This window comes from Mucilaginibacter sp. GW822-FHT03E02 (assembly GCF_058801545.1).
Genome location: NZ_JBXANJ010000001.1, coordinates 4,275,214 through 4,301,325, shown reverse-complemented (window position 1 = coordinate 4,301,325; position 26,112 = coordinate 4,275,214). Strand labels below are relative to the sequence as shown.

19 protein-coding genes are annotated in these 26,112 nt (G+C 43.4%); 7 read left to right on the top strand and 12 right to left on the bottom strand.

What is annotated here, in order from left to right; all coding sequences use genetic code 11:
- Nucleotides 1-421: 421 nt before the first annotated feature.
- Both AC1RM2_RS17910 and AC1RM2_RS17905 read left to right on the top strand, forming a co-directional pair.
- Complete coding sequence (locus AC1RM2_RS17910) at nucleotides 422-7,603, top strand: FG-GAP-like repeat-containing protein (RefSeq protein WP_492986548.1); 7,182 nt, start codon at nucleotides 422-424, stop codon at nucleotides 7,601-7,603.
- Nucleotides 7,600-8,295 (top strand): hypothetical protein, encoded by a 696-nt coding sequence (locus tag AC1RM2_RS17905; RefSeq protein ID WP_492986547.1) that lies wholly within the window; start codon nucleotides 7,600-7,602, stop codon nucleotides 8,293-8,295. Before AC1RM2_RS17910 ends, AC1RM2_RS17905 begins: the two co-directional genes overlap by 4 nt.
- 208 nt (nucleotides 8,296-8,503) lie before the next feature.
- On the opposite strand, the gene AC1RM2_RS17900 is transcribed toward AC1RM2_RS17905, so the two are convergent.
- From AC1RM2_RS17900 to AC1RM2_RS17875, 6 genes are all read right to left on the bottom strand, one after another.
- A complete protein-coding gene (locus AC1RM2_RS17900) occupies nucleotides 8,504-9,070 on the bottom strand; it encodes a dihydrofolate reductase family protein (RefSeq protein WP_492986546.1) in 567 nt (188 codons plus the stop codon).
- Nucleotides 9,071-9,269: 199 nt separating this feature from the next.
- Nucleotides 9,270-9,644, bottom strand: coding sequence for a hypothetical protein (locus AC1RM2_RS17895; protein ID WP_492986545.1), 375 nt, complete (start codon nucleotides 9,642-9,644; stop codon nucleotides 9,270-9,272).
- 102 nt (nucleotides 9,645-9,746) lie between these two features.
- Nucleotides 9,747-11,984: a CRTAC1 family protein gene (locus AC1RM2_RS17890; RefSeq protein ID WP_492986544.1), complete on the bottom strand. Its 2,238-nt coding sequence runs from the start codon at nucleotides 11,982-11,984 to the stop codon at nucleotides 9,747-9,749.
- 422 nt (nucleotides 11,985-12,406) lie between these two features.
- Entirely contained in the window at nucleotides 12,407-12,955 is a 549-nt protein-coding gene (locus AC1RM2_RS17885) for a hypothetical protein (protein WP_492986543.1), read from the bottom strand.
- A gap of 403 nt (nucleotides 12,956-13,358) precedes the next feature.
- Nucleotides 13,359-14,747 carry a glycosyltransferase family protein gene (locus tag AC1RM2_RS17880; protein WP_492986542.1) on the bottom strand — a complete coding sequence of 463 codons (1,389 nt, stop codon included), beginning with the start codon at nucleotides 14,745-14,747 and terminating at the stop codon, nucleotides 13,359-13,361.
- 106 nt (nucleotides 14,748-14,853) lie between these two features.
- The gene (locus tag AC1RM2_RS17875) at nucleotides 14,854-15,207 is read right to left on the bottom strand and encodes a winged helix-turn-helix transcriptional regulator (protein WP_492986541.1); all 354 of its coding nucleotides are present in this window, start codon (nucleotides 15,205-15,207) and stop codon (nucleotides 14,854-14,856) included.
- 112 nt (nucleotides 15,208-15,319) lie between these two features.
- Between AC1RM2_RS17875 and AC1RM2_RS17870 the strand changes: the two genes are divergently transcribed.
- The gene (locus AC1RM2_RS17870) at nucleotides 15,320-15,922 is read left to right on the top strand and encodes an FMN-dependent NADH-azoreductase (protein WP_492986540.1); all 603 of its coding nucleotides are present in this window, start codon (nucleotides 15,320-15,322) and stop codon (nucleotides 15,920-15,922) included.
- Nucleotides 15,923-16,023: 101 nt separating this feature from the next.
- Here the strand turns inward: AC1RM2_RS17870 and AC1RM2_RS17865 are convergent, their stop codons facing one another.
- From AC1RM2_RS17865 to cobA, 5 genes are all read right to left on the bottom strand, one after another.
- Complete coding sequence (locus AC1RM2_RS17865) at nucleotides 16,024-16,452, bottom strand: LIC_13387 family protein (protein ID WP_492986539.1); 429 nt, start codon at nucleotides 16,450-16,452, stop codon at nucleotides 16,024-16,026.
- Nucleotides 16,449-16,907 (bottom strand): SRPBCC family protein, encoded by a 459-nt coding sequence (locus AC1RM2_RS17860; protein WP_492986538.1) that lies wholly within the window; start codon nucleotides 16,905-16,907, stop codon nucleotides 16,449-16,451. The genes AC1RM2_RS17865 and AC1RM2_RS17860 overlap by 4 nt, the downstream gene beginning before the upstream one ends.
- Nucleotide 16,908: 1 nt before the next feature.
- Nucleotides 16,909-17,217, bottom strand: a complete 309-nt coding sequence (locus tag AC1RM2_RS17855) for an ArsR/SmtB family transcription factor (protein ID WP_492986537.1) — start codon at nucleotides 17,215-17,217, stop codon at nucleotides 16,909-16,911.
- Between the two features lie 281 nt (nucleotides 17,218-17,498).
- Nucleotides 17,499-17,867, bottom strand: coding sequence for a DUF7009 family protein (locus tag AC1RM2_RS17850; RefSeq protein WP_492986536.1), 369 nt, complete (start codon nucleotides 17,865-17,867; stop codon nucleotides 17,499-17,501).
- A gap of 6 nt (nucleotides 17,868-17,873) precedes the next feature.
- On the bottom strand, nucleotides 17,874-18,602 hold the full coding sequence (gene cobA / locus AC1RM2_RS17845; protein ID WP_492986535.1) for a uroporphyrinogen-III C-methyltransferase: 729 nt from the start codon (nucleotides 18,600-18,602) through the stop codon (nucleotides 17,874-17,876).
- Between the two features lie 288 nt (nucleotides 18,603-18,890).
- Between cobA and nirB the strand changes: the two genes are divergently transcribed.
- Nucleotides 18,891-21,386 carry a nitrite reductase large subunit NirB gene (gene nirB, locus AC1RM2_RS17840; RefSeq protein WP_492986534.1) on the top strand — a complete coding sequence of 832 codons (2,496 nt, stop codon included), beginning with the start codon at nucleotides 18,891-18,893 and terminating at the stop codon, nucleotides 21,384-21,386.
- Nucleotides 21,387-21,527: 141 nt separating this feature from the next.
- Nucleotides 21,528-21,878, top strand: coding sequence for a nitrite reductase small subunit NirD (nirD, locus tag AC1RM2_RS17835; RefSeq protein ID WP_492986533.1), 351 nt, complete (start codon nucleotides 21,528-21,530; stop codon nucleotides 21,876-21,878).
- A gap of 190 nt (nucleotides 21,879-22,068) precedes the next feature.
- Here nirD and AC1RM2_RS17830 read toward each other — a convergent pair whose 3' ends face one another.
- The gene (locus tag AC1RM2_RS17830) at nucleotides 22,069-22,764 is read right to left on the bottom strand and encodes a Crp/Fnr family transcriptional regulator (RefSeq protein WP_492986532.1); all 696 of its coding nucleotides are present in this window, start codon (nucleotides 22,762-22,764) and stop codon (nucleotides 22,069-22,071) included.
- A 441-nt stretch (nucleotides 22,765-23,205) separates the two neighbouring features.
- Here AC1RM2_RS17830 and AC1RM2_RS17825 point away from each other — a divergent pair, with 441 nt between their 5' ends.
- Nucleotides 23,206-24,813, top strand: coding sequence for an alginate export family protein (locus AC1RM2_RS17825; RefSeq protein ID WP_492986531.1), 1,608 nt, complete (start codon nucleotides 23,206-23,208; stop codon nucleotides 24,811-24,813).
- Nucleotides 24,814-24,842: 29 nt separating this feature from the next.
- Nucleotides 24,843-26,060, top strand: a complete 1,218-nt coding sequence (locus tag AC1RM2_RS17820; protein ID WP_492986530.1) for a CmpA/NrtA family ABC transporter substrate-binding protein — start codon at nucleotides 24,843-24,845, stop codon at nucleotides 26,058-26,060.
- The last annotated feature ends 52 nt before the right edge of the window (nucleotides 26,061-26,112 follow it).

Below are 26,112 nucleotides of genomic sequence, written 5' to 3'. Positions count from 1 at the left end.
GCTGCTCAAAATTCCCGGCTCGTAGCTATAATCGTCCGCAAAATCGGCTTTAATAATTAAAGCAAAACATAAACAGTTGATAATTAATTTATTGTAAATTAAATTACCGAGAATTATCATTTTTATGTCAATTAGGCTGCCACATGCATACGATTTTCAATAATTTAAACGTTAATCTACTTTGCGGGCGTTCTTGCCTGCAAATAGTGATAAGGTTTAGGTTTAAAGTCCCCAAGCAGCGAGTGCAAGGGGACTTTTATTGTTAAGGGGAAATCTGCTGACGATTTTCTTCAATAGCAACAATTTGTGGTTAAAAGTCTGATTAACGGCATTCTGTGCTTATTAATTATCTCAAAACTGTATCTTTATACCCAAATACGCCTTCTACGTTTTTATATTAAAGTTGACCTAAATCGACATCATGAAAAAAACCTTACTCCTTTGCCTGTTTTTACTATTTACGGCAATATTATTTGCGCAATCTCCAATTGTTAATACGATAAGCCCGGCATCTGGCCAGGTTGGCACAACAATAACCCTAAGCGGGCGTTTTTTTAACCCAACTGCCGCCAATAATATAGTATTTTTTGGTGGGGTAAAAGCAAGTATTACGGCGGCAAGCAGCACATCCATAACCGTAAAAGTACCTGTGGGCGCCACCTATAAACCAGTATCTGTGTTAAATACCACTAATGGTTTAACCGGCTATTCTACAACTCCCTTCCTGGTTACATCCGATAATAAAAGCGCGCTTAGTGCAGCCGATATTGACCCCAAGATAGATTTGCCAACGGGTTACCTGCCTAAAACTGTGTGTATGGGGGATATTGATGGCGACGGGAAACTGGACATGGCCGTGTTAAATACCTCCGATTTTAGTTACAACATATCGCTGTTTCGGAATACTGCTACCAGCGGAACCATAATCACCTCGTCATTTGCAACCAAAATTGATATACCTGCCGGAACCGCCCCTATAGCCCTTGCACTGCAGGATATGGATGGAGACGGTAAGCCGGATTTGATTGTTACCAGCAAGACCGGCAATAACGTATCGGTTTATCATAATAAAAGCACAAGCGGAACCATTACCGCCACATCCTTCAACCCGAAAGTCGATTTTGCAACGGGTGCCAATCCGCTGAGTATGGCTATTGGCGATGTTGACGGCGACGGCCGGCCAGATATTGTTACCACAAATGGCACTGCCATATCCGTACTGCGAAATATTACCGCAAAGGGTACTATCACCAGCAACTCATTTGCAGCCAGGTTTGATATTACGGCAGCTTTAACCGGCGTTATACTTGCCGATTTTGATGTAGATGGAAAACTGGATATGGCGGGCATCAAATACTCGGGCGAGATTTCTGTTTTGCATAACCAAATTCAAACAACAGGCATCATAGATAATAATTCATTTGCGGCAGGTGTAGACTTCCTGCCCGGTTGGGGCACCGTAGCGATTGCTGCTGCCGACCTGAATAACGACACTAAGCCCGACCTGGTGACCGTTGACAGCTACGACAATGGCATATCTGTACTAACCAATGCAACTAATGGCAGCGGCATCAACAGTACCGCGTTTTTACCCAAAGTTAGTTTTAAAACAGGTAAACAGCCCACCGATGTAACCTTTGATGACCTTGACGGCGATGGCCGTTTAGATATGGTGGTACCGGTAGCCGGCGACAACGGTATTACTGTACTTAAAAGCACTGTTGACAATGGAAGTATTAACGCTGGTTCATTTACTTCTAAATTGGATATTCCCATCGGTCAGCTTATAGGTAATGTGGCGCTGGGTGATATTGACGGTGATGGCCGGCCGGATATTGTGGTTACCAATAACGCTAACATGGTGTCGGTTTTGCGCAACAACCCCACCAACCCGCCGACTATAACTTCTATATCCCCGCTGAGCGGGCCTGTAGGCACCACCGTTACCATAACAGGAACTAATTTTAATAAAAAGGCTATTGCCAATAACGTAGTATATTTTGGTGCCGCAAAAGCTATCGTAAAATCGGCTACAGAAACCCAGATTATCACTACCGTGCCGCCGGGATCAACCTATAAACCAATCACAGTATTAAATAAGGAAACAGCGCGGTCTGCCAATTCATTTAAACCGTTTATGGTTACTTATACCGGTAACCCCGGTATAAAAGCGGTAGATTTTGAAATGGCTTCTGCTTCATATGGCGGCAACCTGTATATGACTGTCGACCTGGCTGATATGGACGGCGATGGCGCGCCCGACCTGGTATACGCCTCATTCCAGCGCAACGTGTTGTCTATTGCACGCAGTAAAGGCCTTTTGCAGGGCCATACCAGCGATCAATATAATTTCCCGCTGGAGCTGGACCTGGGTAGTATAATCAATAAATTTCAAATCGGCGACGTGGATGGCGATGGTAAACCGGATATAGTAGCCATATGTGCAGCGGCCGGAAAGATATTTATCTTCCGGAATATTTCAAAAACCGGAAATATAGCTTTTGAGCCGGCTATTACTTTGACCATCGAGCAATATAATTACCAGGGGGGAATAATCCTGGGGGACATTGATGCAGATGGCAAACCGGATATAGTATTAGACACTTTCCTGGGCAGCGGCATTACGTTTTACCGTAATACATCAACCGCCGAACATCCATCATTTACAAACACTAACCTGTATTTTGAAGATCATGGAGGGCGCGATTTAAACATTGGCGATATAGACGGAGACGGCAAGCCCGATCTGGTATATACTAACTCCGACAACAGCAATTACTATACCGGCATCTATATTGCAAGGAACATCTCTGCTGGTGGCAAAGCGGCTTTTAGCGAAGGGGTAAAGGTTTCCAATTTTTATTCGGGGCTGATTAAACTGGCCGATTTTAACGGCGATAACAAATTGGATATTGTGATGTCGGGAGCATGGGTATTTCAAAACCTGTCGGTTAAAGGCGTCATCGACGATAAATCCATAGCATATCCGCGCATTTTAAGTAACAGCCCGTATATTAATGCCTACAGTGCCTTTAACATAGCTGATATGGATGGCGATGGCAAGCCAGAGGTTGTGGTTTCAAATCCGCTGAATAACAACCACACCATCATAGCCATTTATCACAACAGAAGTACGCTTCCCGATATCGCGTTCGATCCGGCTATTGATGTTGATATTGCTGCCGAACCCGGTAACCTGGCCATAGCCGATATTAATGGCGATGGCTACCCTGATATCCTGCCCGCGCTTACAGCGGGGGTACAGCCCATATATTATTACCCGCAGATACCGGTTACGCCACCTCGTATAACCGGGGTTAGTTCGCTAAAGGGTGCTGCCGGTTCGCAGGTTACGCTCACGGGCAGCGGTTTTAACACACAGGCCTCGGGCAATACAGTTGTAATGGGGCAGGTAAGTAAGATAGTAACCACGGCATCGGCTACAAGCTTAACCGTAACAGTACCTGTAAGCAGCGTTTACGACAAAATAACTGTTACCAACAACGCCAACAGCCGGGTTAGTAATTCATGGGAGCCATTTATTACCACATTCACTTCTAAAAACAGCATCGCAGCAACAGATTTTAATGACCCTGCCTATATCCGTACTAAAGCCAACGATGATAATATTATGTTGGCCGATATTGATGGCGACGGCAAGCTGGACCTGGTAAGCCTTATCGATTCTAATTACCATCATGGTACAATGTCTGTTTACCGCAATATTGCAGCAAAAGGCGCCACGCTCAGCGCTGCATCCTTTGCTGCAAAAGTAAATTTCCACCCCGAGGATGTTATAGCTGTAACGGATATTAACGGAGATGGCAAACCAGATATTTTAAGTCGCGGCGGAGGTTATTATCCCTATGGAGGCAGTTTTGGCATTTACCCCAATACTTCCACCCCGGGCAATTTATCATTTGGCGATGCTACCTATAACGGCACGGGGAGCACTACTCTGGCAACAGCCGCGGCCGATATTGATGGCGACGGGCTGGTTGATATTGTATCCACCAGCAGCGACTCACCATATGCTGTTAAAGTATCTCCCAATATCTCCAGGAAGCAGCCCTTTAAGTTTGATACCGAAATAGGCTACAAGCTCAGCGCTAAGGCATCGGACCTATCTGTAAATGATTTGGACGGAGATGGTAAGCCCGATATTATAACTGCAAATGATAATGGCACTGTATCGATTTTAAGAAACAAGGCCGTTGCCGGCCAAATCAGCAACGTCTCTTTTGATGAGGAGATATATACTGACGTTAATAAGGACAAAAGTTTGTTGCCTACACTAAAGGTTGGCGATATTGATGGCGATGGCAAGCCAGATATTGTATTTTGCAGTCATATAGGTTCCTTTTATATACTGCGTAACACCTCAGTTGCGGGCAAAATTAGCTTTGCACCCAAGGTTGAATTTCATACCACACAGCTATTCCGGCTAATATTAGCCGACATGGATGGCGACGGTAAACCCGATATCATTACATCGCAGGCAAATAACTATACAAAACCTACCGGATTTGGCATTTTTCGCAACATAAGCACACCCGGCAGCTTTAGCAGCAGCTCGCTTGCACCCGTGATAGAGGTAACCACCGGTTCTATCTTACATATAGCAGCCGGCGATCTTGACGGCGATAGCAAGCCCGACCTGGTGATCAATGCCCAAGGCGGCGTTTTAGCGCTATTTCAAAACAATCCGCACATACCCACCAAACCGGTAATCAGTACTTTTGGGCCTTTGCAGGCTGCGAAGGGTACCGTAGTAACTATTAAAGGCACAGATTTTACGGGCGCAACGGGCGTAAGCTTCGGCGGCACACAGGCGGCATCCTTTACTGTGGCATCGCCAGGTGTAATTACCGCTGTAGTGGCGGGCGGTAACAGCGGCGCGGTATCGGTTACTACACCATTGGGTACAGGTCAGTTAGTCGGTTTTGCATATGGCGCACCAAGCGCCACAGGTGCGGTTATAACCCCATTGGCCGATGTGGTTAACCTGAGCCTGGATAACAACGGGACCAAAAACATCGTATTAGCCGATATTGCCACTGTTACATCGGCAAACGCCAATGCTAAAATTACCCTAACGCCGGCAAGCTTTACCTGTGCCACGGTTGGTAACCAAACGGTAACGGTAAAAGTGGCTGATGCCGGCGCTGCGTTTAACCCGGCTGCTGTAAAATTTGATAGGCCCACTTCTATCGCATTTGACGCCCAGGGCAACATGTACGTTACCGATTATAACAACTACAGGCTACGGAAGATAAGCGCCGGCGGCGTAGTTAGCACCATAGCAGGTAACGGCGTTAACCAGGATAAAGATGGTAAGGGTACAGCTGCCGGTATTGCCTTTCCTATGGCAGTAGCCGTAGATGCTTTTAACAATTTATATGTAGGGGGCACCGGTATCCGTAAAATAGATGCGCAAGCTAATGTAACCACCCTGGCCGGCGGCAGGCCAAGCAGTGGTCAAACTAACCCTGGTTCGGATGCGAGTGCTGCCTTTGGCGTGTCGGGCATGGCTATCTCGCCGGATGGTACCCTGTACGCAGCAAACGGCGGCGATGGAACAATTATTAAGGTTACCCAAACAGGCGTAACCACTTTACTGGCAGGCGTTTATGGTTCAAGCTACCAGGACGGCCCGGGCTACCTGGCATCATTTAGCAACCCAACGGATATAGCTATAGATGGCAATGGCATGCTGTATGTTGCAGATGTTAATAATTATGCTATCCGCAAAATTACCCCTGCAGGCGTGGTATCTACCCTAACATTAAAGGGACCTGTGTTCCATATCATACCCTTAGCTATCGCTGCCGGCCCTTCAAATACCTTATATATTATCAATGGCAATTCGGTAGCTGTTATTGCCGCCGACGGTACGGTTAAAACTGTAGCAGGCGTTATGGATGCTGCCGGGGCTTATGTTGACGGGCCGGGAAATGTTGCGCGGTTTAACAACCCTGCAGATATAGCATTGGATACCAAAGGCAATATTTATGTGGCCGATGGCAACAACTGCATCCGCAAAATAGATGCTGACGGGAACGTAACCACATTTGCAGGTGGTATTAAAGGCTATCTTGACGGCAGCATCGGCTCAGCGCCATCAACAACAACCGCGCAGGTAGCAGTTAAAGTAATGGGCACCATTGCCATAACCAATACTTTTACAGACAAGCTTTTGCCTTTGGGAACCGATGGCAAGGCGTCGCTGCCCGATTATACCTCCAATGTTACAGTTTCGGGCAGTTGCAGTACTGCTCATATTAAAATTTCGCAGCTGCCTGCCGCGGGCACAAAAATTAACGCCACTGATAAAGTAACGGTTACTATTACCGCTGCCGACACCACAGGTAACAGCATTTCAAAGTCATTTACCGCCACTGCCGACGCCAATAAGGCGATTGTATTTAACCCCATACCCCAGCTGCTTTACGGGGCTGTTGATTTTGCACCTGATGTGGTACCCCCCACAGGCAGCACTATCGCACTTACCAGCAGTAACCAGTCTGTAGCCATTATTGTTAACAACAAAATTCATATAACGGGGGCAGGGACTGTTGTTATTACAGCAACCTCATCTGGCTTATATCCGGGCCAGGTTACACGGCAACTACAAGTGAAACCGGCGCCACTAAGCATTACAGCCGATGACAAAACCCGTTTCATCGGGCAAGCAAACCCGGCTTTTACTTTTACCTATGCCGGTTTTGTAAATGGCGACGGCCTGGCCAGTATAACTGTACAACCAACAGGAGCCACTACCGCCACTGCAGCTTCTGCGGCAGGTACTTACCCAATTAGCTTAAGCGGCGCAGTAGCTGCCAATTACAGCATTAGCTACTTACCCGGCACATTAACAATTAGCAACAACCTTCCGCCCACTAACTTTACCATAGCTGTCACCGGCGCTACTTGCAAGGGTTCAAAAAACGGAAATATCAGCATCACAGCCGCTGAAAGCCTGAACTATACCGCTACGCTTACCGGCGGGGTAGCCCTCAGCCAGTCCTTTACATCCACCGGGGTATTGAATAACCTGGCGGCCGGCACTTATAACCTCTGTATCACCGTTGCCGGGCAAAGCGGCTACAGTCAATGTTACACCGTGGTAGTCACCGAGCCAAAAGATCTTTCCCTGTATACCACTGTTAGTCCGGATAAAAAAACAATGCTGTTGTCTATGAGCGGGGCGGGCGAATATCATATCCGCTTAAACGGAGTTTTGTACTCCACCAGGGACAGTTCGATCAATTTACCACTGATGACCGGCAAAAACAGCCTCAGCCTCACCAGCGATAAGTTTTGTCAGGGTGTTATTGAAAGGGTTATTAATATATCCGATATCATTTTACTATATCCCAATCCTTTTGAAAGTTCGCTGTATATCAACATGGGTAATCAAAATCCCGGCGCTGTACGTGCCGAAATTTATTCGGCCACGGGGGTGCTGGTATACAGCGGAAAATTCAACAGCCCATCCAGCCCGTTCAGGCTTGATCTTTCCGGTATCAACATGGCTGGTATTTATACACTGAGATTAACAGCGGATGGCATACAGAATACCTTTAAAATAATAAAAAAATGAAGATAAGCGCCTTTTTATTGTTCGCCGTGATTGCTTGTTTGGGATGTGGAAAAAGTCATAATAATAGCGACCCGGTTCCTGCTCCAGAAAAACCGTTATTGCTGTTCCCGGCCGAAAACTCGGCATGCACCCCAAGCACCATTCTATCATCCAGCCAAAGCTCGGTTGTTTTAAGCTGGGCTGCGGTAAAAAACGCAGACAACTACGATGTAAACCTGAAGAATTTAACAACAGGAGAAGTGACCGTGCAAAATGTTGCCCTGCCGCAATGGCTTGTTCAGTTGTCCCGCGGTACGCCGTATGCATGGTCGGTAATTGCAAAATCGACAAAAACCACTGCGGTAACACAAAGTGATACCTGGAAATTTTATAACCCGGGGCCAGGCACAGTTTATTATTTACCCTTCCCCGCAGATGCAGTTACGCCTGCAAACGGGCAAAGTGTAACCGCCGTTAGCAGCAAGATAGATTTAAAATGGAAAGGAAGTGACCCGGACAACGACATTGCAGGATATGATGTTTACCTGGGCACCAGTGCAACTTCCACTACCCTGATAAAAAGTGGCGTTACGGATATGTTTTTGAACGGTAATACCGTAACATCCGGTACAACTTATTATTGGAAAGTGGTCACTAAAGACATTCGGGGTAACGTATCAGATTCAGGCATGTTTAATTTCAGAGTAAATTAACGGCAATATGACTATTGCGGATAAGAGTTAACAGACCGGAGAAATCGTTATGCTGGATTGCCGGCGGGCGCATTTATCCAAATTCAGACAAACATCAATTTAAAAACTAAGCTTTTTGGAGAAGATTAAGTACAGACAGAGGAAAAACCACAGCTAATTTTCACCTTTGATCTTAATACCTTCATCATCCTGCAAAAACCAGGACCTACTATTGTTTCTTTATTTCGTAACGTAGCTCCACCATGCCGCTTTTATAGGCGGTAACACCTTTTAGGTGTAATGCACGTTCTTGCCCTATCTGATCAAAAAACGGAGTTCCATCGCCCAGGATAATGGGCAGAATTGACTGTCTTATTTCGTCGGCTAAGTTTAAACGAATAAAATCTTTTGCAAGTTTAGCGCCACCTACAAGCCAAACATTCCTGTAGTTGGGTTTTAGCCGCTCATTCACCAATTTATCCAGATCGCCCGAGTAAGTTTCAATGTTCTGCCGGTCAACAGGCAGTTTTCTGTGGGTTAATACAATGGTAGGTACATCTCCGTAAGCCCACCCGTATGATTTTGAAAGTTCCAAAGCGTGTTCATACGTACGGGAACCCATGATGTAGCAGTCTATCGTTTTAAGAAATTCAGCTGCATCCTGCTCGGTAACATTTACCCCATTCTCATAGCTGTCAGCTGTATCAAACCACGAAACGCTATTGTCTTTTTTGGCGATATAACCATCCAGACTTGAAACCATATGTATGGTTATTTTACATGTACCGCCCGTCATCTACGTGTTATTTGTGATTAAAATGGCCAGGCTGTTATTAACTTGTTAATCGGCAGCCCAAACCTGCTACGTTTACCAAACCAACGCCCTCAGCCCAACAAAAGTTTCGCTCTTTACTTTTCAAACTGCGCCCAAAAAAAGGGCTGTCCTTTTTGAGGCAGCCCTTTTGTTATCACCTTCATCAGGCTTTTAATGTTTATTATTTGCTTGCGCTCCAGCCATCGCTCCAGCCTGTGCCACCCGCAGCTTTTGAACTTTTCACCAGCTCATCATATTTCAATTTTTGAGCAGGGGTTAAAACAGCCTTAATTTTTTTTATTGTTGCTGTACGCAAAGGCTCAATAGCAACCAGCATTTTGGTGTTATCGCCTTTGGTTTCAGTTTTAATTTTGTCAAACTTGGCCGATGATTCAGTATAAATTGCTGCAACTTTTTTGCATTGCGGATCAGTAAGTTTTAACTTTTTTTGCAATTCCATCGCTTTTTCTTCCGGTTTGCTGCCGGCAGCCATCTGGGCAAAGCTTGCTGTTGTTAATCCAATAAACAGGCAGCATAATAAAAGTAATTTTTTCATCTTTTAGGTTTGATTAAAATTGTTCGTTATTTTATTTAAATGTAGCTGGTTTTATTTAAAAAACAGATAAGCCACCAACACATTTATAAACAAACTTACAACTTAATTTGTTTTTGCCGCCATAGGCATACACATTGTCATATCCTGTTTATCAATAAAAGTCAATTTAGCCAATTGTGTTACTTTATATTGATCTACGCCTTCTGTTATCCTCAAAAACTGATTTGGCGATACATTTGTAAAATGCTGAACCGTACCGCTGCCGGCCCATTTTATTTCGATATCGTCAATTACTTTAGCCTGCCCTATGCCAATTTCCTGTCGTAACGGCGATGACCCAAAGCTTCCGCCGGAGTTTACATCTTTATAAACACTTCTTTTTACCCCGTTTTCGGTAAATGTCAGTTTAATGTGGCTCCCTATTGCGGCCTTATTGGCTTTTACGCCATCAAGTTTTAAGCTTATCCAGTTGTTATTGTTATTGCGCGGGTTAAGGTATAACGAGCTGGTGTACGAATCACCAATGTAGGCGCCGCCCATTTCGGCAAATATATCCTGGTTGCCGGTATTCCTTAAATCGGCAAAGGCAATACCATGCCCCTTTTGCAGGTTGCCCAGGCGAGACGACGTAGTGATGTCAATAAATTTTTTCCCGCCATCATTTCTGAACATTTTATTGGGTACCAGTGAGCGAAAATCGGGATTACCTGTTCCAAAATACATATCCAGGTAGCCATCATTATCAATATCACCAAAGTTGCCCCCCATGCTGTACACCACCTTATCTAAACCAACCTCGCGGGTTACATTTGTAAAAGTGCCGTTGTGGTTGTTGTGGTATAAAAACACGTTCCCTGCATCCGGAACGGCTTTACCTAAAGCTGCCGCCGCGCTGTAATAGGCCAGCGGGCGGTTAAAGTTATAATCGCTCACCAGCACATCCTGCCAGCCATCATTGTCATAATCATAAAACCAGGTAGTAAAGGTTCGTTCTTTATTTTGAGCAAAGCCCGCTTTTTGGGTTACGTCTTCAAAATCAACCTTGCCCCCTTTAATACCTTTGTTCCTGAGCAGATATTTGCTACCGGTCATGGTCGAAATAAAGATATCCGGGTAGCCATCATTATCATAATCGGCAGATGTAACGCCTTTTACAAATGACATAACATCACAGTGTGCTTCTTTGGTAACATTGGTGAATGTACCATCGTGGTTATTAATGTACAGCATACATGTTGATGAATTACCATCCAAATCCTGAGTTGATGTCTCGGTACCAACAAAAACATCCAGCCAGCCATCGTTATTAAAATCGGCCCAGGTAGCTGTTTGCGTTGGATGGTAATATAACAGGCCGCTTGGTATGGTTACATCGGTAAAAGTACCATCGCCATTGTTACGCAGCAATGAGCTGGGCTGGTTACCATAGCCTTTGGTAAGCCACGCGCCTCTTAAAACAAAAAGGTCGATATTGCCGTCGTTATTATAATCGGTTTGCTGAATGTTAAGGCCGCCGGTTATCCCTTTAAGCCCGCTGTATTCGGTACGATCGGTAAATGTGCCATCCTTGTTGTTTTCAAAATAGTGCATCGGGTCGCTCAAATCCCAGGCCGATGTAATGATATCCAGGTAACCGTCGTTGTTAAAATCGTCAACAGCAACCCCGCCTGCCCGGCCATTAACATTAAGGCCAAGGCTTTTGGCAATATCTTTAAATGGCTTTTGCCCGGCTACACTATCGGCATTCAAACCAGGGATCAAAACATCCTTTGGCACCTTTTTAGGGTATTCGCCCAGTGTCATATAGGCTATGTTAAGCAGCCATCTTGATTCCATATCATCGGGATGTACCTTTAAAATGGTTTTATAAACTTGAATAGCTTTCCTTGACCCGGTTTGAAGTTTATGTACACCATCGTCTTTAATCGGAAAAATACATGACGAACCGCTGTGGTTAAGCATGCAATTGCTGCGTTCACCAAGGCGCATATACGCAATGCCTACTTCAGACAAGAGGCGGTCTGATGGCATAAATTCCAGTCTGTTTATTATTTTTTCATAAATACTTACGGATTTTTCTTCCTGTCCTGCCATAAGTAACAGCGATGCCTGCGACGACAACAGGTAGGAGTCCTGGTCATTAGGCGGTATTTTAACCAACGAATCGCAATAGGCAATCTTTACTTCGGGGTTAAACGGGTTTGCCATGTCGGTGTTTTTTTTATTCAATTGCTGTAGCAAGTCAATCATTTCCTGGTGAGATGATTTTGGACTGGATGCTATTATGGTAAAGCCTATTGCTACAATGAGCGTTAGGGCTGCGGCTATTTTTATTTTCATTTTTGGGCTAATATGATATTATCTTAAAAGCGGTATTATTTCAACACACCTGCTTTTTAATAAATTAAGTATTGATACGTGCTGGTAAAATTGGGCGGGCAACGCCACGGCCAAACAGGATGCCCATCCGGTTGGGATGCTATCAACTACATTGTTTGGGTGTATGTAAAAACCCGAAATGTTACACATGACATATCCAATTTTCCTGTCATCCTGAGGAACGAAGGATCTATCAGCTGTGCATGACCGACAGAAAAGTTCGCGAATAGATCCTTCGTTCCTCAGGATGACAGTCTATTATTTTTGAGTGTCATTTCCCCTGCATAGTTTCACTAAATTCTACAACTCAACAACGGCGTAAATACACGTGAAACATTACAATAGTAGTTGATGGTATCCTTAATAGATTAGGCAATAAGAAATTAGCAGGTAACCTTAGGTGGTTGCTCGGGAATATCCTGGTGATAATGCACCAGTGGCTGTACGGGCTGTACAATGTTTTTTTTGATATTTTTTATAGGGCAGCAAAACTCAATGTGCGCAAAGGCTACACTAACGTTATCCTGCATAATGATTTTGCCATATGGCACATGGTCTTTTTGTGGCACCGGAATATCTTTAACACCTTTTGCATTCAGTACATTTTTATCAACCGGACGCGTTGTTTCATAATTAGGAATGCACATGAGGTGTATGGCAGTCCTGGTTACCTTCATTTTTACGTAGTTGTAATTGGTATTACCAAATTGTATTTGCCCGGCTATGTTTTCAAACCGCTTCCAATCGTGAATATTAGGCAAATCAACAGGTATTGCTATTTCGGTAAGATCTTTAACATCATACAAACCTTTGCCCACCTGTTGGTTGTAAAACTTATTGGTTTTATAAACCAGGTATTGGTGCAATGCCAGTTGCCCGCCAATATTTAGCAGGTGAATACTTAGCAATAAAAAGGCAACAATCTTTTTCAAGCTGATTTATAGGTATAAAGATGTTTAAAGATGCGATTTATAAATATGTTTTCAAAATTTATTTATAACTATAAGTAAATTTTAATATCTATTGATTGAAAAACAGACCGCCATTGCGAGTATCCACCAGCCTATGCTTGAAAAAACAGTAATGACATAATTGCAAACGGCGCTTTTGTAGAGACGCAACATTTTGCGTCTCCCGCATGCAAATCACACATGCAAATTGAGCCTGTAAATTTTGAATGTCCTGGGGGAGACGCAAAGTATTGCGTCTCTACATTAAAAAACAACCCTGATAATCAACAGCTTACAATCATGTCATTATAAGGTACGAAGCAATCCCCTACATGCTAAGTCCCACATAGTTCGGGACTGCTTCGTACCTCGCTATGACGGCAGTTTAAGGCATTGATTTAACCTCACTTAGTTCCGCCAATCGCAAAACCGCTTTATCAGCGTAATTAAATAAAACAATAATAAGCGCAGGTATGATAGCCAGTATCAGCCGCTGGTATTCAGAATAACCACCCATAATTGCAACGGCCAGCTGGCCCGTAATAATTAACCACAAAAAAACCCTGAGCCAGGGCGCTCGTTTCTGTTTTATCCATGAGGCAATAAGCAGTATTAAATCGGCAATTATCACTAAGTACAGCACGGTAAAAGGGACACTAAAAACCAGGTATTCTATTTTCTCAATCCTGAATGCCAGGGTGCTAAGCTGATGGCTGGCGTAGTTAGTAAATATATTGGCATTGTGTAATGCGAGTAGCTTGCCGCCAATATGCTGTAAATAAGCGCCGGGCTGGTTTTTAATGCAGTTAACAATAAACTGATGCACCCTTTCAGGGTTAAATCTGGCCATAATATTTATGCCCGGAATATGCCGCCCCGGATATTTTTTTTCCAGGTCGATATTGTATCGCAGCGCTGCCGATATTTCGGGGTCATCGCCGCTGCGGTAAATACTGGCACTTACTATTACCGCCATTTCATTATTGTTACTAACAAGCGAAATACCGTTAAAGCCGGCATTCTTTTTATTTAAAGCCGAGTAACCCGATAACAAAAGCACTACTATTGCCGAGGCCGCCAATCCGGATAAAGAAATTTTGCGCTCTTGTTTACAAATTATCAGCCTTAAACACCAAAACACAATAAGCAGGGGCAGCAGATAAATAAAAGATGGGCGTAGCATAATGGCTAAAAAAACAAACAGAGTAATAATCCAGGCTTTTAAATGCGTAGGCTTTTGCAAATAGCTAACCATTAAACAAATAAAACCCAGGCTTAAGCCAACAGACAGCGACTCTGTAATAACCACTTTATCAAAATTAATTACCGGCAGCATTAGCCCATATAATAATGATGCAGCAAATACGATGGATTGGTTTTTAAAAACCGACCGGGCTATTTTATAAAAAACAACGATGCTAAAAAACGATAACAGAATTTGTGCGGATACCACATGGCCAATTAAATTCTGGCGCCCCAACAAGCCTACCAGTTTTATAAAGTACGGATATACAGGTGTACGGCGGCCTTCGGTTTCACCTTTTAATATATTGGCGCTATAGTTTAGGTAGCTGGCAGTATCAACAGCTATGGTATTTTGTAAAACCGAGTAATAAACAGCACGCACAATACCACTTAAAAGCAAAATCCATAGCAGCGGGGCCGATATTAACTGCACCACGGCTTTGTTCCATATTCCTTTTTGGGCAAAGCGGCTTAGTGTTAATTGTATATAATTTTTAACGCGCATTGTTGAAATACTGGCTGTTGCCATAGGATATTCGTAAACAACAGAAAAAAGGTTGCGCACCCCTACCATTTTATATTTTATTAACCAACCTCTGTGTTGCGCAAAAATGTCGATGCTTACAAAACAGTATTTACCTTTCCCTGCGCAGTTTATCGCGGTGCATGGTGCCCCACTCGGCCAGGGCAAGCAATATATCACTCAATGTATCGGCATACTCGGTTACCCGGTACTCAACAACTACCGGCGTTTGGGGATGCACCGTTCTTGATATAAAGCCATTTAGTTCCAATTCCTTTAACTCGGCAGATAATACACGGGCCGAAATGCCATCAACAGTACGTTGTATTTCATTAAAACGCTTACCCCCATCCCTTAACGCGGCAATTACCCGCAATTTCCATTTACCGCCAATTACATACAGGGCATCGCCAATGGGCGTAAGCACTGCGTTACACTCTGGCGAAAGGCCTACTTTATTATCCATAATGATTTGATTTTCAATACAGTATACAAAAGGATAGCACTAACCTTTTGTATACTACTAATATTTTATAACCAAATGTAAATAGATTTGGCGGTATTAAAACAAAAAGAACATGAAAAAGATATTGCATATTATTTCGAGCCCGAGGGGTGCCGCGTCCTTAAGCATTCAGTTAGGCAAAGCCATTATTGAACAGTTAATTGCCAAATACCCGGGCAGTACCGTTCATGAAAATAACCTGGTAAACGAGCAATTTCCACATCTCGAAGAAGCGCAAATAGCTTCGTTTTTTACTCCGGCGCAAAGCCGTACACCGGAAAACATCCTGGCCGCCAAACACTCGGACGATGCGATTGATGAGATTCGCGAAGCGGATATTATTGTAATTGGCGCTCCGGTTTATAATTTTGGGATTCCCTCGGCTTTAAAAGCCTGGATAGATCATATCGTAAGATCGGGCGTTACCTTCAAATACGATCAAAATGGCGCTGCAGGGTTAATTAACGGAAAGAAAATTTTCATCGCCATGGCGTCGGGAGGTATTTATTCTGACGGCCCCATGAAACCGCTTGATTTTGCAGAGCCTTATCTTAAACATATTTTCAGCTTTATAGGTATCTCAGATATTACTGTATTCCGGGTAGAAGGTTCTGCAATACCGGGCGTACAGGATAGCGCACTTGAAAAAGGGATCAGCAGTATCCATTTAAATTAATACACACTAATTGATACAGATTATTTCGAATTGCACCAATCAGAAGACCCAGTTCTGGAAATAATTACTGCAATTCGAAAAAATCCGTGTCTAATTTATACTTATATCGTTGATTTGCCTCGTTTTATAACCACCAGCGCAGCAACCGAGCACAGGCCGGCCAAAAATGAAAATGCAGCCGCAAATGGGAAGAAATAAATATACTCGATAACCCCCATCACCAGCAGAAATACTGCCAGCACCGGCAACAGGCTTTTGGTTAAAGGATTAGTACTTTGACTGCTAAACAACCATAAAAAAATAGTAACCAGCAGCAATACGCCTATCATGGTAAAACCATACCCCTCAAAAAATCCGCCCAAGGTTACCGACCTGCCCATGAAATCAAAGTGTTGGCTTTGCATGCCGCTAACAACCTGGCCAACTGCAGGATTTGGCGCTTCTTTCCAGGTAAGTGCGCCGATGGTATGGCCCATGGTATGCAGCAACATCAATATTGCTGCAATACGTAATAATAGTTTGGCTGTCATTGTTCGGCAATTTGTTTGTACAAATCCATAATATAGCCCCAACCCTGATCCATGCTTTCAACTGCTTTAGCACCCACCAGTCTATCCAGGTTTTTATGCTCAAATTTAATTATGGTTGATTTAGGACCATCGGCAATAAAATGCACCTCTACCTCGGTAACAAGGGCAGGATCAAATTTAAAATCGCCGTTGATCTGCCATATCAACACCAGTAAATCGTTGGGTTGCCAGGTGTGTACATATCCAACTTCGGCTTCGGCACCATCTTCGTGCCTGGAGTACCAGCGCCCGTTTAAGTTGGGTTCCAGCACCATTTCGGTCATGGGGGTGCTGCCAATATGGTGTGTTCTGGGCCACCACAGATCCATTTTTTGGGTAAAAACTTTAAAAGCTGTGGCCTGCGAAGCCTCAACCGTTAGCTCTTTTTTGATGGATGTTAAGTTTAGGATATTCATGCTATTGTTCTTGTTGTTCTGCAATCAATTTAAACGCTGCCAGCGCATCGTCCCAAAATCTGTCAAGATAATTGCGCATGGCCAAAACACCTTCCCTGTTTATGTGGTAAATGTTTTTGGCACCCTGCTGGTGGATGGTTATCAGTTTGGCTTCTTTTAAAACCTTCAGGTGTTGTGATACCGCCGGGCGACTAACAGGCAAGCCATCAGCAATGTCAACAACTGCCAGTGGCCGGCCGCGCAGTTTTTCGAAGATTAATCTCCGGGTCGGGTCTCCTAATGCATTAAAGGCTTTTTCGCAGGCGCTCATAATTATAAATAGTAAGCCATTGCTTACCGTAAGTACAAACTTACTATTAAATTTTATTTACGCAAATAAAAAGTAAAAAATATTTCGCCTTACACATTGATTTACTACCTGTTAGGTTCTATACAACACTATCCGTTGCCATTAAGACCGGGAGGCTTATTTGCAGAGAACTGCGGGATGTATATTGCGGAGTGTACCGCAGCGCAAGTTTGACAGAAATTAAAGACGATTTCAATAGAGAAGCCTCGATTGCAGGAATAGCCGTGCTGTTATAACCTGCGTTATACCTTTTTCTTCGTGAAGCTTTCAACCAATGGGTTTGGGTAATTATCGCTTTGGTCTTCGGCTACATTATCCAGACATTTAAAATCTTTTTCAACAAGCAGGTACATTTCACTGCTGTTGTTTTCATAGCCAACACGGTCGGTGCTGGTCCATTCAAGTGCCAAAGCAGCGGGCATATACATAATAATGGTGTTGCCAGTAAAATCTGCCGTTAAAGATTCGGCTAAGGTACGTTGCAGGGCGTATTTAAATGTACGGGTACCAAATTTGGTACTTTCTTCCAGGTAGCCATCCCTGTCAAATGTTTCTACATCGGTTTTGGTGAGGCGATAGCGCAACGAGTTTCCTTTTATCCTGATTTTCATACTTGCTTAATTGTTAACGTTAACCACATCGCCTATAATAATAATAGCCGGATAGGTAAGCTGGTTTTCGGCTGCGATAGCTACCAGGTCTTTAACCTGCCCCCGCGCCGATTTTTGTTTAGGTAGCGATGCGTGCTGAATAATAGCGGCAGGTGTATGGCCTTTACCCGATGTAACGTAGGCAAGGGCAATTTCGGCCAGCTTTTTCATACCCATATATATAACTACCGTAGCGTTGCTTTGCATAGCGCAGGCCAGGTCGGCCGATAGGCTGCCGTCTTTTTTGGTTCCGGTAACCATCCAAACGCTTTCACTCACCTGCCTGTGGGTTAAAGGAATATCCTGCAGGCCGGAAGCCTGCATGCTGGTAACGCCGGGTATATATTGTGTAGCTATACCATGTTGCCTGGCGTAAATAATTTCTTCAAAGCCGCGGCCAAATATAAACGGATCGCCACCCTTTAACCTCACTACATTGCCTTTGGTAAAAGCATAGTGCTTTATCAGTTCATGAATGGTCTCCTGTGGCGTATAATCGCCATAGGGTTGTTTGCCTACATATACCTTTTCGCAATCATCGCGGCAAATATCCAGCAACTCTTTATTGGCCAGGTTGTCATATAATACCACATTTGCCTGTTGTAATACCTTATATCCCTTCATTGTTATCAATTCCGGGTCTCCGGGACCTGCTCCAAGTACAAAAAGAACCGGATTTTCAATTATTTTTTGCATATTTTGAAATTTTGCATCAAAAAACAGGTTTTTAAGCTATTTTATTTTGATGATTTTGTTAAAATGTTAAAATCATTATTTACAATCAGCATAAATAATGACATAAATTATATCATTAGCACTAAATTAACAATTAAAACATCAATAAACATGATTTATTTAATAAAAAACTTGAAAAAAATTTTTATTTGCCATTTTTTTGAGTTATAATTGTGATGTAAATGAAATCAGGGTCGTATTTGATTCATTTAAGTTTGAAAATTGCTTTAACATTTAAAAAATTCCAACATGTCAAAACCAACCATTATTGTTGTTGGCAACGGTATGGTAGGTTATAAGTTTTGCGAAAAACTTTTAGCCAGATCAACCCAGTTCCAAATAATTGTTTTTGGCGAAGAGCCCCGCCACGCTTATGACCGGGTGCATCTTAGCGAGTATTTTAATGGCAAAACCGCCGATGACCTGTCGCTTTCCACTTTATCATGGTATACCGATAACGGCATCGCGCTGCATTTAGACGATCCAATACAGGAGATTAACCGTACAGCAAAAACCATCCACTCTTTAAAAGGTGTCACCCTTACATACGACTACCTGGTTTTAGCAACCGGCTCATCTGCTTTTGTACCCGATATTCCGGGAATAGAAAAAGAAGGCGTATTTGTATACCGCACCATCGAAGATCTGGAATTGATAAAAACTTTTGCCACCAATGCCAAATCGGGCGCTGTAATGGGCGGCGGCTTGCTCGGCCTGGAAGCAGCCAAGGCTTTGATTGATCTGGGCATTACCGAAACACATGTTATTGAATTTGCGCCAAGGCTAATGCCAAGGCAAATAGATTCGGCAGGGAGCAACATGCTGCAGATGAAGCTAAGCCAGCTGGGCCTGCACATTCATTTAAATAAAAGCACAGCCGCTATTGCCGGCGATAAAAAAATCCAATCGCTAAAGTTTAATGACGACAGCCAGCTTGCTGTAGATATGCTGGTAATATCGGCAGGTATCCGCCCGCGCGATGAACTTGCAAAACTGGCCGGCCTGCACGTAGGCACCCGCGGCGGCATTGTAGTGAACGAAAAAATGCAAACCAGCGATGAGCACATTTACGCCATTGGCGAATGTGCTTTATACGAGGGCATGATATATGGTTTGATTGCGCCCGGTTATGAGATGGCTGATATTGCGGCCGCTCATTTAACCGCGGCCGATAAATCTTTTTACGGTTACGACATGAGCACCAAACTTAAACTAATTGGTGTTGATGTTGCCAGCTTTGGCGATGCCTTTATTACCGAACCCGATTGCCGCACCATTTTGTTTGAAGATACCCACAAGGGAATTTACAAACGCATTAACATTACTAATGATGGTAAAAACTTATTAGGCGGTATTTTAATTGGCGATGCAGAAGCGTACAACATGCTGCTGCAAACCGTTAATAATAAAATAATACTCCCGCCCGATCCTGAAGATTTAATATTGGGTTCAAGAGGTGGCGCTGCAAGCGAAGGCGCCGGGGTAATGAACCTGCCCGACGATGCGCTCATTTGCTCATGCGAGGCGGTAACCAAGGGCACTATCTGCTCGGCGGTAGCTGATGATGGCGTTACCAGTATTGATGGCATGAAAAAATGCACCAAAGCCGGTACAGGTTGCGGCGGCTGCGTGCCAATGGTGAAAGATTTAATTGCCGGCACCCTTAAAGCAAACGGACAGTATGTTAAAAACTCCATCTGTGAGCATTTCGATTACTCGCGCCAGGAATTATTTGACCTGGTAAAAATTAATAAGCTTAAAAATTACGACCTGGTACTTGACCATTACGGCAAAGGCGACGGCTGCGAAACTTGTAAACCCGTTGTTGCCAGTATCTTATCGAGCCTTTGGAACGATGTAATTGTAAAACAGGAAGTAATACAGGATAGCAACGACAGGTTTTTGGCCAACATCCAAAAAGGCGGCACCTATTCTGTAGTGCCACGCATACCCGGCGGCGAAATTACACCGGATAAGCTGATAGTAATTGGACAGGTGGCCAAACGATACGGCTTATATACCAAAATAACCGGTGGCCAGCGCATTGATATGTTTGGCGCGCACTTAAGCGATTTGCCATTGATTTGGGAAGAGTTGATAGACGCCGGCTTTGAAAGCGGCCATGCGTATGGCAAAGCTTTGCGTACAGTAAAAAGCTGCGTGGGCAGTACCTGGTGCCGGTTTGGTTTGCATGATAGTGTAACCTTTGCTATCGAGATTGAAGACAGGTACAAAGGTATTCGTGCGCCGCACAAACTTAAAGGTGGCGTAAGCGGCTGCGTACGCGAATGCGCCGAAGCACAATCAAAAGATTTTGGAATTATAGCCACCGAAAAAGGCTGGAACCTTTACATATGCGGCAACGGCGGCTCCAAGCCTCAGCATGCTCAATTGCTGGCTACCGATATTGATAAAGAAACGCTGGTAAAATACCTGGACAGGTTCCTGATGTTTTACATTAAAACCGCCGATCCACTAACCCGTACTGCAACCTGGCTTAATAAGCTGGATGGCGGAATGAGCTATCTTAAAAATGTAATTGTAAACGATAGCCTTGGGCTGGCCGAACAACTGGAAGAAGAAATGCAGGCCTTGGTAGATACCTATCATTGCGAATGGAAAGAGGTGGTTGAAAGCCCGGCCTTGCGCAAACGTTTTGCGCATTTTATAAATGCACCTGAAGAGAAAGATCCTACGGCGCAGTTTGAACCAATGCGCGAGCAGGTGAAAGCCAAGGGGTGGTAGGTCTTAAATTCAAAAGTTAAAACAGCGAAGCTCTCTTGAACACCATAAAGAGAATAAACAACTGGTGAAAAATTCAAAATTCAAAAAAAAGCAGCGGGCATGTTCGATAGGAACGTGTTGGGCTCATAAAAATATAATATCATGGAAGCAACAACAGCAACACAATGGATACTGGCCTGTTATGTAGATGATGTGCCTGAAAACGGCGGATCGTGCGTAAAGCACGGCGATGAGCAGATTGCTATTTTTAATTTTAGCCGTCGGGGCGAGTGGTATGCAACCCAAAATCTTTGTCCGCATAAACAGCAAATGGCTATTTCGCGGGGCATGATTGGCAGTACCGGCGAAAGCTGCGAACCAAAGGTAGCATGCCCCTTTCATAAAAAAGCATTTTCATTACTTACGGGCGAGTGCATCGGCGAAGAAGAATTAACTATTAAAACCTACCCCGTAAAGGTTACCGATGGGAAGGTGTTTGTAGGCATTGCCTAAGCACCGGTGAATATTGAAGTAAAAAAGGCGTAACCTTAGTAGGGTTAGCGCCTTTTTTATGTAGCTAAAATTTTGTTTGCGGGGACTGTTAACTTTAAGCTTTGGGCATTCTGCTTTTTGCTTTTATATAATATCGGATAGTGAATAAGGAGCAGGCTTGCAGATCATTCGCTATCCGATATTAAATATATTATTGATTGGTGTCCTGTGTTAAAGCAAATAATTTTTCTGCGTTAGCAATGCTGATCTTTTTGCCGTTGGTGCTGATGATACTTTCCTGGGTCAGTTCATTCACTACCCTGAAAACGGTTTCATAAGTTGCCCCGGTATAGGAGGCCAGGTCCTGGCGGGTAAGTTCAATATCAATATGGCCATCCGTATTAATGCCAAACTGATCTTTTAATGCTATCAAAGCATGGGCAACCCTGCCTTTAACCGGCATATGCGCCAGGTTTCGCATCTTTTTTTCTGCTTCCTGCAGCTCGTCGGCAAAAAATAACATTAATTGATAGGTATATTGAGGGTTTACTTTTAAAGTTGCTTCAAAAAATTCCATATCAACGTAACATATAATACCATCTTCAAGCGCGGTGGCCGAAATGGGGTAATGGGTTGCATGTTTTCCTAAAACCCTGTGTCCAAAAATAGCCCCATTATTGGCAAAACGAATGATAAGCTCCTTGTCGGAGCCCCATTTTTTGTGAACTTTCACATTTCCTTCGTATACAAAATAGATTCCGGTAACCGGATCGCCTTCGCTAAAAATGACCTGTCCTTTCTTAACTTTGAAGTTTTTTCTGTTGGCGGCAATGGCTGGCAACCATTCTTTTATACAACTTTTGCATAAAGTACACGTTTGGTTGTCGCATTGAATGTTCTTTTTCATTTAGTATCTTATTTCCGTTGTTTTTTATTAAAAATAGTCATAAAAATTGAACTATTTGTCAAAATTTTCACCTTTTAGAGGCGTTAGGTTGATAGTTATTGATTTTAATTCGTTTTAATTGCGAATTATTCAATTTTAAAGCAGTTAAAAATTATCAAAAACATATTTTGGCAAATTTTAAGCCCATGAAATTTAAAATTTTGATAAAAAATCAATAATTACATGATTTTAATCATAAAAATTTACTTTTCGATGCAAATATTTGCATTTATTCATTAAATACGATATATTTATTAAATCAAATCCGGATTTATTAAAAAAAAGATGTCGCCTATGGTGAAAAAATAAAAAAAAATAAAAAAAAGCCCTGTCGGGAGGTCGCATTCCCAGGCAGGGCCAGTATAGTTTTCAATCGCTTTAACAAATAAAAAACCAATTCAAATGTATAAAAATGTACGTTATAAATTCATAATATTCGCCGTATTTTTAATTTCAGGCACCCTACAAATTAACATTGCAAAGGCTCAATTTAGCCTGGCAGGGCAATTACGCATACGGGGAGAAGCCCGCGACGGCTATGGTAACCTTGTACCAAAAGGCGCAAAAAGTGCCGACTTTATTTCACAACGCACCCGTTTAAATTTCGGCTACAAATGGGATCTTTTAACATTTGGCGTTAGTGTTCAGGATATTAGGGTATGGGGAGCTGATGCTTCGACCATATCTGCAGCCGATGGTAACCGTTTAATGTTGCACGAAGGCTGGGCCGAGCTAACACTGGCCAATAAGGCCGACACCAACGTAAGGTTTAAGCTATTGGATTTGCTTACCTTTAAAATAGGCCGCCAGGAATTAATTTACGATGATTCGCGCCTTATCGGCAACCTCGATTGGCTGCAACAGGCGCGCCAGCATGATATGGCCTTATTAAAAGCAATGCACCACGGCTGGCAGGTTGATCTGGGTTTTGCTTACAATCAAAATACCGACGGCAACGGCGTAACCAATACCGGTTATTTACCAGGTAATTTACCTGCATATATTAAAAATAGCTTAGGTACGCTGGTACCGCTTCCGGCCGGTATTGTTCCTTTAACTGCAGCAGGAAGTGCAGCAAACAACAGTTCAAAAACCGGTACTCCTTTATTTACCAATCCAGCCGGTACCAATGGTGCAACACAAAACTACAAATCGTTCACCAGTTTGTACATCAGCAAAAAGTTTGATCAAACCAAGATGTCTATTTTGGTATTTAACGATAACTTTGGTAAATACCGCCTCGATTCTGTAGGCAGCGCAACAGCCGGGTATGTTTACGGCAGGCGTTTCGTGCCAAATGGCGCAACCGATACCTATAATTACGGTGTAAATAAACGCTACACTTATGGATTAATGCTTAGCCCAACTTTTGGCAATGCCTCTGGCTTTGGAAAAATAGCTATACAAGCCGCTTATTACCGTCAATCGGGTAACGACAGGGATGGCAAAACCATGAGCGCATATCATTATACTGTTGCTGCAACTTACCAAAAAGATCTTTTCAGCATAACACCAGGTTATGATGTATTATCCGGTACAACAGTTGCAGATCAGGCAGCAGGAAAAAACAACTCCTTTGATCCGCTATACGGCACACCGCATAAGTTTTGGGGCTATATGGATTATTTTTATGCAGGCACCGGATCGCCTAAAGGTGGTTTAAGTAACCCTTACATTAAATTTAAGTATACCGCCAACACCTTTGCCTTAGGCCTCGATCTGCATTCATTCTCCTTAAATCAGGATATGAAAAAGGCTGATGGCACCGTCATCAGTAAAAACCTGGGTAAAGAAGCCGATTTACAATTTAGCTATAACATGAACAAGTTTACCAATATTGAATTGGCTTACTCGCTGATGAAAGCTACAGACAGTATGCCGTTTGCCAAAGCACAAGCCGTAAACGATGCTACAGCCGCAACCTTTAATAAAACAGGTACCTGGGCTTATGTAATGTTAAAATTTACCCCCGACTTTTTTTACAGCAAACCAGTAGCTATTAAACAATAACTAAATCATTAAAACTTAAAATGCCTGCAATGAATATACACATACAAAAATATTACAAGCCCATATTACTATGGTGTTTGTGCGCTTTACTTGTGGTAAGCGGCGCTGCTGCCAAACCACCCAAAAAAGTAGTTAAGCTGGGTTTTATCCCGTTAACAGACTGTGCCCCGCTGGTAATTGCAAAAGAAATGGGCTTTTTTGCCAAATATGGTGTTGATGTGCAATTGTCAAAAGAAGCATCATGGGCGGTTATCCGCGATAAAATATTAAATGGCGAACTGGATGCTGCGCACTGCTTGTTTGCGATGCCGTTTTCGGTGTACACAGGTATTGGTGGCAAAGCAGGGTCGGAAATGAAAATTGCCATGACCCTTAATAACAACGGCCAGGCCATAACCTTGTCTAAAGATTTTTGCGGGCTGGTTGGTTTCCGCGACCTGAAAAAGGTGGCCGCCGCAATTAAAGAGGTTAAAGCCCGTAAGGAAGTAACCTTTGCCATGACTTTCCCCGGCGGTACGCATGATATATGGTTGCGCAACTGGCTGGCCGCATGCGGTGTAAACGCTAAAACGGTTGGTATTATCACCATACCGCCGCCGCAAATGGTAGCCAACATGAAAGTTGATAACATGGAAGGCTTTAGCGTAGGCGAACCCTGGAACGGTGTAGCTGCAACCCAGGGAATTGGGTTTACCCAAATATCCAGCCAGGACATCTGGAAAAACCACCCCGAAAAAGCGCTGGTAGCCAACAAAGCATTTGCCGAAAATGATAAAGAGGACCTTAAAAATGTAATGAAAGCCATCATTGAAGCCTGCAAATGGCTTGATGTAATGAGCAACCGCAAAAAAGCAGCGCTGTTACTCAGCAAGCCAAATTATGTGAATGCACCTGTGCAGGTTATTGAGGCCCGGTTAATGGGATCGACAGAAATTGGTTGCGACCTGGGTGTTCAAAAATACAAGGACGACTATATGTTGTTTTACAACAATGGCGCGGTAAATACGCCAAAATTATCATACGGTATTTGGTTTATGGCCCAGTACATGCGTTTTGGGATGATAAGCACTGCTCCTGATTATTCGGCAGTAGCGCAAAAATTAATCCTGGATGATTTATACGCCGAGGTTGCCAAAAGCATGGGTGTACCTGTGCAGGAGGATATGAAACCTTTTAAAACCAACCTGGAAACCATTGTTTTTGACCCGAAGAACCCGGCGCCATATATAGCCGGTTCAAAAAAATAGCTATTAAACAGTAAAGGTTTGCCGGTTTGTTTCGGGCTGGCAAACCTTTAAA